Origin of the sequence: Stenotrophomonas sp. SbOxS2 (assembly GCF_013416715.1) — a bacterium.
Classification (GTDB): domain Bacteria; phylum Pseudomonadota; class Gammaproteobacteria; order Xanthomonadales; family Xanthomonadaceae; genus Stenotrophomonas; species Stenotrophomonas lactitubi.
This window is the reverse complement of record NZ_JAAVXD010000007.1, coordinates 422,885-433,692: the sequence shown is the minus strand read 5'-3', so window position 1 is coordinate 433,692 and position 10,808 is coordinate 422,885. Positions and strand designations below refer to the sequence as shown.

At 66.2% G+C, this 10,808-nt stretch carries 9 protein-coding genes and 1 pseudogene; 9 read left to right on the top strand and 1 reads right to left on the bottom strand.

Annotated features, from left to right (window positions below; all coding sequences use genetic code 11):
• Window positions 1–10: 10 nt before the first annotated feature.
• From HFK18_RS21945 to HFK18_RS16645, 5 genes and pseudogenes are all read left to right on the top strand, one after another.
• Window positions 11–1,480: pseudogene (locus tag HFK18_RS21945) on the top strand (MFS transporter); the annotation flags it as partial.
• Window positions 1,457–2,473 (top strand): glycoside hydrolase family 43 protein, encoded by a 1,017-nt coding sequence (locus HFK18_RS21940; RefSeq protein ID WP_306669845.1) that lies wholly within the window; start codon window positions 1,457–1,459, stop codon window positions 2,471–2,473. The pseudogene HFK18_RS21945 and the gene HFK18_RS21940, both read left to right, overlap by 24 nt.
• Window positions 2,463–3,329, top strand: a complete 867-nt coding sequence (locus tag HFK18_RS16655) for an aldose epimerase (protein WP_180167081.1) — start codon at window positions 2,463–2,465, stop codon at window positions 3,327–3,329. Before HFK18_RS21940 ends, HFK18_RS16655 begins: the two co-directional genes overlap by 11 nt.
• A gap of 73 nt (window positions 3,330–3,402) precedes the next feature.
• Window positions 3,403–4,455, top strand: coding sequence for a sensor domain-containing diguanylate cyclase (locus HFK18_RS16650; RefSeq protein ID WP_180167080.1), 1,053 nt, complete (start codon window positions 3,403–3,405; stop codon window positions 4,453–4,455).
• A 117-nt stretch (window positions 4,456–4,572) separates the two neighbouring features.
• The gene (locus HFK18_RS16645; protein ID WP_180167079.1) at window positions 4,573–5,922 is read left to right on the top strand and encodes a chloride channel protein; all 1,350 of its coding nucleotides are present in this window, start codon (window positions 4,573–4,575) and stop codon (window positions 5,920–5,922) included.
• Window positions 5,923–5,929: 7 nt separating this feature from the next.
• Here HFK18_RS16645 and HFK18_RS16640 read toward each other — a convergent pair whose 3' ends face one another.
• Window positions 5,930–6,832: a LysR family transcriptional regulator gene (locus HFK18_RS16640; protein ID WP_099818458.1), complete on the bottom strand. Its 903-nt coding sequence runs from the start codon at window positions 6,830–6,832 to the stop codon at window positions 5,930–5,932.
• A 109-nt stretch (window positions 6,833–6,941) separates the two neighbouring features.
• On the opposite strand from HFK18_RS16640, the gene HFK18_RS16635 reads away from it, so the two are divergent.
• The 4 genes from HFK18_RS16635 to HFK18_RS16620 all read left to right on the top strand — a co-directional run bounded on the left by HFK18_RS16635 (window position 6,942) and on the right by HFK18_RS16620 (window position 10,808).
• Window positions 6,942–8,063, top strand: a complete 1,122-nt coding sequence (locus HFK18_RS16635) for a 4-oxalomesaconate tautomerase (protein ID WP_180167078.1) — start codon at window positions 6,942–6,944, stop codon at window positions 8,061–8,063.
• Window positions 8,064–8,138: 75 nt separating this feature from the next.
• On the top strand, window positions 8,139–9,200 hold the full coding sequence (locus HFK18_RS16630) for an ABC transporter substrate-binding protein (protein WP_180167077.1): 1,062 nt from the start codon (window positions 8,139–8,141) through the stop codon (window positions 9,198–9,200).
• 14 nt (window positions 9,201–9,214) lie between these two features.
• A complete protein-coding gene (locus tag HFK18_RS16625) occupies window positions 9,215–10,048 on the top strand; it encodes an ABC transporter ATP-binding protein (RefSeq protein ID WP_099818456.1) in 834 nt (277 codons plus the stop codon).
• Complete coding sequence (locus tag HFK18_RS16620; RefSeq protein WP_089235668.1) at window positions 10,032–10,808, top strand: ABC transporter permease; 777 nt, start codon at window positions 10,032–10,034, stop codon at window positions 10,806–10,808. Before HFK18_RS16625 ends, HFK18_RS16620 begins: the two co-directional genes overlap by 17 nt.

The window sequence follows — 10,808 nt, the reverse complement described above, 5'->3', positions numbered from 1 at the left end:
TGCACGCCCCATGGAAAGCACCGAGCACACGCTGTCCATCCGGGAGAAGCTCGGCTACAGCCTGGGCGACCTCGCGGCGAACCTGATCTTCCAGACGCTGATCACGTACCTCGCGTTCTTCTACACCGATGTGTTCCGGCTGCCGCCGGCCACGGCCGCAACGATCATCTTCGTGATCGGCGTGCTCGGGGCGTTCGTGTTCACTCCATTGATCGGCATCGCTGCCGACCGGACGGCCAGCCGGTGGGGCAAGTTCCGGCCGTGGATCCTGTGGACAGCACTTCCATTCGGGGCGCTGTCGCTGCTTGCTTTCAGCACCCCCGACCTGGCGCCGCGCGGCAAGATCATCTACGCCGTGACCACCTACGGCCTGCTGATGCTCGTGTATGCGGCCAACAACCTGCCGTATTCGGCGCTCAGCGGCGTGCTCACCGGCAGCATGGCCCAGCGCAACAGCCTGTCGGCCTACCGCTTCGTGGCGGTGATGGTCGCGCAGTTCATCATCCAGGTGCTGCTGTTGCCGCTGGTGTTGATCCTCGGCGACGGCGACCGCGTGCTGGGCTTCGAGCGGGTCATGACCGTGTTCGCGGCAGTGGGAACGGTGTTCTTCCTGATCACCTTTGCCACCACGCGCGAGCGCATCGTGCCGGCGAAGGAACAGACCGCCGGCGTGCTGCAGGATCTGTCGGACCTGCTGCGCAACCGACCATGGAAGGTGATGCTGGCCCTCACCATCCTGGTCTTCATCAACCTGTCCCTGAAGGGCGGCACCTATGTCTACTACTTCCAGTACTACATGAGCGAAACCGCCCTGGCGGGTTTTCTCGACAGCTCCGGGTTCAACCGCTTCATCGCTGCCGTCAACGCGGCGCTCAACGGCATGGGCCTGTCCGGGTTCGCCTGGCCGAAGGACCCGGCAACGTCGGCATTCAGCCTGTTCAACGCCTGCGGCATCGTCTGCATGATCCTGGGCATCGGCGTATCGCGCCGCCTGGCCGACCGGTTCGGCAAGCGTGATGTCTTTGGTGGTGCACTGCTGGTGTCCACCGTGTTCCTGCTGGCGTTCTATTTCTTTCCGCCCACGGCGGTTGCCGTGGCTTTCGCTGCCTTCATGCTGCACGGGTTCTGCTACGGCATCACCATCCCGCTGCTGTGGGCGATGATCGCCGACGTCGCCGACTATTCCGAGTGGAAGAACCACCGCCGTGCCACCGCGATCGTCTTCTCGGCAATGCTGTGTGGCCTGAAGATCGGGCTCAGCATCGGTGGTGCGCTGGTTGCCGGCATCCTCGCCCATCATGGCTATCAGGCAGGCGCCCCGCAGCAGCCCGAAGCCGTGGTCGACGGCATCCGCCTGACGGTGAGCGTGTACTGCTCACTGCCATTCCTGGCTGCAGTAGCGCTGCTTTTCCTCTACGAGATCAACAAGCGCATGGAAACCCGCATCGAGCAGGACCTGCAGTCGCGGCGACAGGGCAGCAGTCTGGACAAGCTGGCAGCACACGCCATCTCGCAACCACTGGTAACGCACATCTACACCGCCGACCCTTCGGCGCACGTATTCGAGGGGCGGCTGTACATCTATCCGTCGCACGACATCGACAGCGGCGCGCCCTTCGACGATGAGGGCGGGCACTTCGGCATGCAGGACTACCATGTGCTGCGGATGGACACGCCCGACAGCGAGGCCAGCGACTGCGGCGTGGCGCTGCATGTGCGCGACGTGCCATGGGCCAGCCGGCAGATGTGGGCGCCGGACGCCGCCTGCCGCGATGGCCGCTACTACCTGTACTTCCCGGCCAAGGATGCCGACGGCATGTTCCGCATCGGCGTTGCGGCGGCGGATCGGCCGGAGGGCCCGTTCACCGCCGAGCCCGAGCCCATCGAGGGCGCGTACTCGATCGACCCGGCCGTGTTCGAGGACGACGACGGCACGCACTACCTCTGTTTCGGTGGCATCTGGGGTGGCCAGCTGCAGAAGTACCGGGACAACCGCTACGACCCGGCGCACGAGGAACCTGCCGGCGACGTGCCGGCACTGGGCCCGCGTATCGCGCGACTGGACGCGAGCATGACCCGGTTGGCCGAAGCCACGCGCGAGATCGTCATCCTGGACGGGCACGGACAGCCGCTGCGTGCCGATGACCACGCACGTCGATTCTTCGAAGGGCCGTGGCTGCACAGATACCAGGGCCGGTATTACCTGTCGTACTCCACCGGCGATACGCACCTGCTGTGCTATGCCACCAGCGACAGCCCGTACGGGCCGTACACCTATCGCGGCGTGATCCTCACGCCCGTGGTGGGCTGGACCACCCATCACTCCATCTGTGCGTTCCGGGGGCAGTGGTACCTGTTCTACCACGACGCACTGTTGTCTGGCGGGGTCACCCACCTGCGTTCGGTCAAGTGCACGCCGCTGCACATGGAAGCAGACGGCAGCATCCGGACCATCGATCCCTATGGCGCCTGAGACATCTCCGCAGGATGATGCGCAGGCCGCGATGCCTGCCGGTCCGCTGCACTGGTTGCGGGCAGGCAGGCTGGAAGTGGCAGTGGCACCGGAGGCGGGTGGACGCATCGCGCGGATCCGTTTCGACGGTGTGGAATGGCTGATCGGCGAACAGCAGGACGCGGCCGCCATCGGCTGGGGGTGCTATCCAATGGTCCCCTGGGCCGGGCGCATCCGGCAGGGACGCTTCAGCGTCGACGGCAGGCCCTATCAGCTGCCGGTCAACTTTGGCGTGCACGCCATCCATGGCGTTGGCTTCTCACGGCCCTGGCGCATCGACCGCCTTGAATCGGACGGCGCGTCGCTGTCGTTGGACCTTCCCGAGGATGGCCATTGGCCCTTCGGGGGCAGGGCATCGCAGCACATCCACGTGCAGCCCGACTGCCTGCAACTGCGCCTGGCCGTACAGGCAGGCGACACGCCGATGCCGGCCGTGCTCGGCTGGCACCCGTGGTTCCGCAAGCCGGACCGGTTGCTGTTCGCGCCAGCCGCGATGTACCCCCGCGATGGAGAGGGCATCGCTGTCCTGCCCTGCGTGGATCCGTCGCAAGGCCCTTGGGACGACTGCTTCATCAACCATCGCGAGGTCACGCTGGTTTCCGCTGGCCAGCGGCTGCGACTGCGCGCCGACACCGATCACTGGGTGGTCTATGACGGCGCCGCGCACGCCACCTGCGTGGAGCCACAGACCGGCCCGCCGGATGGGTTCACGCTTGCCCCCACCAGGTTGCAGCCGGGACAACGGCTGCAGCTGACCTTCGAGTTGCGCTGGGAGATCGACACCGGTGGCAAGCACCGGCCATTGACCTGTTGTTGACGTGCAGATGCCAGACTCGCAGGCAAACGGATGTCTGGGCGCATGGCAGGGGAGATGATCGGGAGAGCCGGCAATGCCGTTCTTCACTGATTCAACGGAAGTCGCGGTCGAGGGCGTCGGCGCTGCACGGCGCATCGGCTGGATGCGGTTCGTGGGAAATGGGTTGGGGGCGCTTCCGATTGCCTCGATCATCCTGGAGCGTCAGGCGGATGCGTCGGCATGGGTACTGCTGCTGCTCAATGCCGTCGCATGGCCTGCAGTGGCGCTGGTGCTGACACGCCGCGCGCGCGCGCCTGCCGCAGTGCAGTTCCGCTGCATGATCGTCGACTCCCTGCTCGGAGGCGCGTGGATCGCCTTCATGGCCCTCAGTACCGTGCCGAGTGCGTTGTTTGCCGCGCTGCTGGTGGCCGACAAGATCGCCGCCGGCGGTATCCGCCTGGCAACGCGGGCGACCCTGGCATTGGTGGCCGGATTCGTGATCGCCTGGCTCGCCCTGGGCTTGCCGTTTCAGCCGGTCACCTCGCAGCGCACGATTGTCCTCAGCCTGCCTTTCCTGTTCGTCTATGGCATCGGTCTGAGCGTGCTGAGCTGGCGACTGGCGCGGCGGGTGAAATCACAGAATCGCCAGCTGCAGCGGCTGAGCCGGATGGATCCATTGGTCGAACTGGACAACCGCGGCTTCCTGATCCAGCGCGCCCAGCAGGTGCTGGAAAAGCGGCCGCATCAGGGCGCGGGCGCGTGCCTGCTGATGCTCGATGTCGATGATTTCAAGCAGATCAATGATTCGTACGGCCATCGCGCCGGCGACGAGGTGCTTCGCCGCATCGCGGCAGTGCTGCGCCAGCTGGCCCAGCCGGGCGACATGCCGGCGCGGTTGGGCGGCGATGAGTTCGCCGTCCTGCTGGGTCAGCGCACAGCAGCGGAGGCCATGAATGTGGCCGAGCAGATCAGGCAGCATCTGCAGGAACCGGGCACGGCCGAGGCCGCCGACATCGACTTCAGCGTCAGCATCGGTATCGCCGCAGCCGCGGGCACCGGCACCGCAGAGGACTGGCTGGCGAAGGCGGACAAGGCGCTCTATCACGCAAAGCGGCACGGCAAGAACACCGCAAGCTGCGCCGAGTGATGTGCACCTCGCGGGGGCACTGCCAGGGCAGGTGGACGCCCATTTCACCGGATACCGCAGCGCCAACCGCCACACTCGCCACTTCCCTGGGCCCATCGGCGCTCACAGAATCAACCGATGTTCGATCTTCAACATCTCCGCGCACGCCTGTCAGCGATGGTGCTGACCGAAGGATGGCGCCGGCGCGCGGCCTTGTGGAGCGGCGCGGTGGCCGTGGCACTGGTAGCCATCGTGTTCGCCAAGGCCAGCGATGCTGCCTTCCATGTCTTCCAGCGCGTCATTGCCCATTCCCCGTGGTGGGCGTTGCTGCTCACGCCGGGCATCTTCGCGCTGCTGGCCTGGCTGACCGCCGGTGCGTTGAGGCCCACCCGTGGCAGCGGCATTCCGCAGGTCATCGCATCGCTGGAACAGCCGGACCCGGAATTCCGGCAGGTCAACCTCTCGCCTGCGGTTTCGGCGGGCAAACTGCTGCTGACCTCGCTGTCCCTGCTTGGCGGCGCATCGGTTGGCCGCGAAGGCCCCACCGTGCACGTCGGTGCCAGCCTGATGTACCTGTTCGGGCGCTGGTTCGGGTTCAAGGATCCCCGCGAGCTGTCGCACTTCCTGCTGGCAGGGGGCGCGGCCGGCATCGCTGCGGCCTTCAATACGCCGTTGGCGGGCATCGTGTTCGCCATCGAAGAGTTGAGCGGGCGGTTCGAGCACCGCTTCTCGGGCACCCTGCTCACGGCGGTCATCGTGGGCGGCGTGGTGTCCCTGGGCCTGCTGGGCAACTACACCTACTTCGGCCACGTCTCGGCGTTGCTGCCCCTGGGCCAGGCGTGGGGTGCCATTGTGCTGTGCGGCGTGGTCGCCGGCCTGCTGGGCGGACTGTTCGCGCGGGTCGTACTGCTGACCATGTCCGGTCATCCGCGCTGGCTGGGCAGGCTCAAGCGTGACCATCCGGTGGCACTGGCCGCGGCCTGCGGGTTGATCGTGGTGGTGCTTGCGCTGCTGTTCGGCAATGGCGCGTTTGGTACCGGTTATGAGCAGGCGCGCAGTCTGGTGCAGGGCCAGGCAATCGTCGGTCACGAGTTCGGCCTGATGAAGCTGCTCGCCAACCTGGCGTCCTACGTGGCGGGCATCCCCGGCGGGCTGTTCTCACCAGCGCTTGCGGTGGGGGCAGGGCTGGGGCACAACCTCGCCGTACTGATGCCGGCAGTGGACCCGAAGGCGTTCGTGCTGCTGGGCATGTGCGCCTACCTGACCGGCGTGACCCAGGCGCCACTGACCTCGGCAGTGATCTCGCTGGAGCTGACCGACAGCGGCGATCTGCTGCTGCCGATCCTGGCCACCGTGCTGATTGCCCGGGGCGTGTCCGGCATGGTCTGCCGGGTGCCGATCTACCGCGGGCTGGCCGAACAGCTGCTGGCCAGCAGCGCACTTGATGGCGGCCAGAAAGTCACAGCTGCAACACGCCCTGCGGACTAAGCCGCACTCAGGTCTGCGCGCGCCACTGGCTCATCAGCATCTGCAGGAACCGCTCTGCGGTGGGCGAGAGCAGGGCACCGCGACGGCGCACGATACCGATGGTGCGCGACACCACCGGGTTGCCGATTGAACGCGTCACCAGCGTCGGGTGATCGCCGTCGGGGGTCGCCATTTTCGGCAGCACCGATACCCCGATGCCGGCCTCGACCATGCCCAGCGAGGTGGACAGGTGGGTCACTTCGTAGTGCCAGCTCAGCTTGAGGTTCTCGCGCGCCAATGCGCCGTCCAGCAGCGTGCGATTGCCACTGGTGCGATGCACGGTGATCAGCTGGTGCTCGGCCAGATCGGCCCATTCCACCGTGCGCTTGCGGGCCAGCGGATGATCGCGCCGGCACGCCAGCACGAACGGATCCTCGGCCAGCACGTCGAAATCGAGGTTGGGGTCGTTGGCGCCCATGAAGTTGATACCGAATTCGACTTCGCCGCGCTCCACCGCCTGCAGGCCTTCGGTGGCCGGGATATCCAGGATGCGGAAGCGCACGTTCGGATGCGCCTCGTGGAAACGCGCCATCACGCTGGGCAGGAAGTAGAACGCCGCCGTAGGCAGGCAGGCGATGGTCACGGTAGCGCCGCGGGTGTCTTCGCGGCCGCGCAGTGAGAACAGCGATCCATCGAATTCTTCCAGCATGCGCCGCACCAGCGGCAGCAGGTTCTCGCCCACGGCCGTGGTGCTGACGCTGCGCGTGGTGCGCTCCAGCAGCGGCGAGCCCACCGCCTGCTCAAGCTTCTGGATGCGTCGGCTCAACGCCGGCTGGGACACATGCAGGATCTCGGCAGCGCGATGGAAGCTGCGGGTTTCCGACACCAGCAGGAACGCGCGCAGATCCAGAATTTCGCAATTGATGCTCATAAGGTATCAATCATCCAAAAATCAGCAATTCACAGATCAATTGGGGTCATGCCAGTATCGAATCACAGAGGGGTCATTCATCCCCTATACGCATCAATCTATCACACGTATGTCCAACGATCTGCTCAGCATTCCCTGCGTGCTCATGCGCGGCGGTACCTCCAAGGGCCCGTTCTTCCTGGCCAGCGATCTGCCGGCTGATATCGCCGAGCGTGACCGCCTGCTGCTGGAGGTGATGGGTTCGGGCCACCCGCTGCAGATCGACGGCATCGGCGGCGGCAACGCACTGACCAGCAAAGTGGCCATCATCGACCGCTCCAGCCGCCCCGATGCTGACGTGGACTATCTGTTCGCCCAAGTGCGGGTGGAGCAGCAGGTGGTCGATACCTCGCCCAACTGCGGCAACATGCTGGCGGCCGTGGGCCCGTATGCGATCGAGCGCGGGCTGGTACAGGCACAGGACCCGCAGACCGAAGTGCGCGTGCACAACGTCAACACCGGCAAGCTGATCATCGCCACGGTGGAAACCCCGGGCGGCAACGTGGTCTACCGGGGGGATACGCGCATTGCCGGCGCACCGGGCTCGGCCTCGCCGGTGCGGCTGTCCTTCCTGGACGCGGCCGGCGCAAGCACCGGCAAGCTGCTGCCCAGCGGCCATGCCCGGGAAACCATCGACGGCGTGCCGGTCAGCCTGGTCGACTGCGCGATGCCGCTGATGCTGGTGCAGGCCGAAGACCTGGGCGTAAGCGGCGATGCCTCACCTGCCGAACTGAACGCGGATGCTGCGTTCATGGCGCGGCTGGAGGCGCTGCGTATCGAGGCCGGTGCCCGCATGGGCATCGCCGACGCCGGCAACAAGGTCATTCCCAAGCCGGTGCTGCTGTCCGCACCACAACATGGCGGGCAGCTGCAGGTGCGCTATTTCATGCCGCACCAGTGCCACACCGCGCTGGCCATCACCGGTGCGGTGGGCATCGCGACCGCCGCCGTCACGCCGGGCACGCTGGCCCACACTTTGGTCGGGTGCCTGCCGCTGCCCGGCAGCATTACCCTCGAACATCCGAGTGGGGCCCTGGAGGTGGGCCTCAGTCGCAGCTCGGACGACGCGCCGGTGGTCGCCAGCGTGGTGCGCACCGCACGTCGTCTGTTTGAAGGTCGCGTGTTCGCCACGTCGCCCGCGCCCGCCAGGGCCAGTGCCAATCAAGCCCGCCAATGGACGTCAGCGGCATGATCTGAAACCGGTCGGGCCAGCACAGCCGTGCTTGCCCGCCACCACAACGTAGATGCTTCACTCCTGGGAGGGATGATGTACAAGCAGTTCTTCATGGCCGCGCTGTGCGCGGTCGGCCTGGCCGCAGCCGGATGCAGCAAGCCGGACGCCACGGCCGCCGGTGGCGGCGCGCGCGGCGGCGACAATGCCCCGGTGCGCATCAGCGTCGGTTCCTACAATCTCAACAACCTGCCGTTCTTCATCGCCGACGCCAAGGGCTATTTCAAGGACGTCGGCCTGGACGTGAAGACCGAGAACTTCGCCCAGGGTGGCTCCAAGGTACTGCAGGCGCTGGTTGCCAACTCCACCGACGTGGCCGTCGGCTTCTACGACCACACCATCCAGATGCAGGCCAAGGGCAAGGACGTGGTCGCCTTCGTGCTGCTCTCGCGCAATTCCGGCCTGGTGATGGCCGGCCGCGAAGACGCCACGTTCGATCCGGCGCGCCCGCAGACCATCAAGGGCCAGAAGGTCGGTATCACCGCACCGGGCTCCTCGTCGGACTTCTTCGTGCGGCATTTCCTGGCCCAGCATGACATCCCGGTCGACAGCATCTCGCTGATCGGCGTGGGGTCCGGTGCCGCCGCAGTCGCCGCGCTGGAGCAGGGCAAGATCGACCTGCTGGTGAACTACGACCCTGCCGCCACCCTGATCACCGAACGCAAGGTCGGCAAGATCATCCTCGACGCACGCAGTGATGAAGGCGCACGCCAAGTCTATGGCGGCCTGTACCCGACCTCGGTGATGTACGCCAACCAGAGCTTCCTGGACAAGCGCCCGGAAGCGGCCGAAAAGATCGCCCGTGCCGAGCAGATGGCGCTGAAGTTCATCGCCGACAACAGCGCCGAGGACATCGTCGCAGCCCTGCCTGACAGCTATGTCTCCGGCGACCGCGCCACCTATGCCCGCGCCGTGGAGAACGCCCGCGCGATCTTCACCACCGACGGCCACTTCACCGCGGCCGATCTGGAAACACCGCTGAAGGTGCTGCGCGAATTCAACACGGACGTGGCCAAGGCCAACATCGATCTGTCCAGGACCTACACCAATGCCTTCGTCGAGCGTGCACACGCTGCGGCGCCGGCTGCCCAACGTTAAGCGGAGGTAACCCCATGGCCCTCAATGCCACCGTGCGCCAGCTCAACGGCGCGCCGCAGCTGGAGCCTGCACAGACCATGGTCGCCATCAACAAGGTGACCATGTCCTTCGGCGAATTCACCGCCGTGCGCGATGTCGACATCCAGGTGGGCGACGGCGAGTTCCTCGCCATCGTCGGCCCCACCGGCTGCGGCAAGAGCACCATCCTCAATTCCGTGGCGGGCCTGCTGACCCCGTCGTCCGGCGACGTCGCCATCGATGGCCGCAAGGTCAGCGGCGTGCAGGAATCGGTCGGCTATCTGTTCCAGCAGGATGCACTGCTGCCGTGGAAGACCGCCTACCAGAACGTCGAACTGGGCCTGCGCTTCCGTGGCGTGCCTGAAGCCGAGCGCAAGGCCAAGGCCAATGCCTGGCTGGCCAAGGTCGGCCTGAGTGGCTTCGAGCACCGCTACCCGCACCAGCTGTCCGGCGGCCAGCGCAAGCGCGTGCAGATGGCGCAGGCGTTGATCGTCGAGCCGAAGGTGATCCTGATGGACGAGCCGTTCTCGGCGCTGGACATCCACACCCGCCACCTGATGCAGAACGAACTGCTGCGGTTGTGGCAGGAGGATCGCCGCTCGGTGATCCTCATCACGCATGACCTGGAAGAGGCGATCGCACTGGGTGACCGCGTGGTGGTGCTGTCCTCCGGCCCGGCCAGCCGCGTCGTGCGCAGCTTCGACGTGAACCTGGAGCGGCCGCGCAACGTGGCCGAAATCAAGCTGGACGAACGATTCACCGACCTGTACCGCGACATCTGGGCCTGCCTGCGCGGCGAAGTGGAGAAGAGCTATGCACGCCAAGACTGACAAATTCATCCAGCTGGCCCTGGTGGTCGCCGTGTTCGGCGGCTGGGAAGGCGGCATCGCGCTGGGCGTGATCGATCCGTTCTTCTTCCCCTCGCCAACGGCGATCGTGCAGCAGGCCTGGACCTGGCTGTCGGATACCTCGTTCTACCAGCACGTCTACATCACCCTGACCGAAACCGCGCTGGGCTACATCATCGGCACCGGGCTGGGCGTGGCCGGTGGCGTGTGGCTCGGCCTGAGCCGCCGTTCGGCACGCATCCTGGACCCCTTCATCAAGGGCTTCAACGCGATTCCGCGCGTGGTGCTGGCGCCGATCTTCGTGTTGTGGCTGGGCCTGGGGCTGTGGTCGAAGGTGGCGCTGGCGGTCACGCTGGTGTTCTTCACCACCTTCTTCAACGCCATGCAGGGCGTGCGCGAAGTGAACCCGGTGGTGCTGGCCAATGCCCGCATCCTCGGCGCAGGCCGCAGCGACCTGCTGCGCCACGTGTACTTCCCGGCGGCGGCCAGCTGGATCCTGTCCTCGCTGCGTACCTCGGTCGGTTTCGCCGTGGTCGGCGCGATCATCGGCGAGTACCTCGGTGCCTCGGCAGGGCTGGGCTACCTGATCGCCCAGGCCGAGGGCAATTTCAATGCCGTGGGCGTGTTCGCTGGCATCATCATCCTGGCCGCCTTCGTGCTGGTCATCGACGCAATGCTGGATGTGGTCGAGAACAAGCTGATCACCTGGCGCCCGAACGCGCAGACGCAGGCCACCAGCTGA

What these genes read in the sequence shown, in the direction of transcription:
- HFK18_RS16625 (WP_099818456.1), top strand. Translation starts at nt 9,215, where the DNA reads ATGGCCCTCAATGCCACCGTGCGCCAGCTCAACGGCGCGCCGCAGCTG.
- HFK18_RS16630 (WP_180167077.1), top strand. Translation starts at nt 8,139, where the DNA reads ATGTACAAGCAGTTCTTCATGGCCGCGCTGTGCGCGGTCGGCCTGGCC.
- HFK18_RS16620 (WP_089235668.1), top strand. Translation starts at nt 10,032, where the DNA reads ATGCACGCCAAGACTGACAAATTCATCCAGCTGGCCCTGGTGGTCGCC.
- HFK18_RS16645 (WP_180167079.1), top strand. Translation starts at nt 4,573, where the DNA reads ATGTTCGATCTTCAACATCTCCGCGCACGCCTGTCAGCGATGGTGCTG.
- HFK18_RS16635 (WP_180167078.1), top strand. Translation starts at nt 6,942, where the DNA reads ATGTCCAACGATCTGCTCAGCATTCCCTGCGTGCTCATGCGCGGCGGT.
- HFK18_RS16650 (WP_180167080.1), top strand. Translation starts at nt 3,403, where the DNA reads ATGCCGTTCTTCACTGATTCAACGGAAGTCGCGGTCGAGGGCGTCGGC.
- HFK18_RS16640 (WP_099818458.1), bottom strand. Translation starts at nt 6,832, where the DNA reads ATGAGCATCAATTGCGAAATTCTGGATCTGCGCGCGTTCCTGCTGGTG.
- HFK18_RS16655 (WP_180167081.1), top strand. Translation starts at nt 2,463, where the DNA reads ATGGCGCCTGAGACATCTCCGCAGGATGATGCGCAGGCCGCGATGCCT.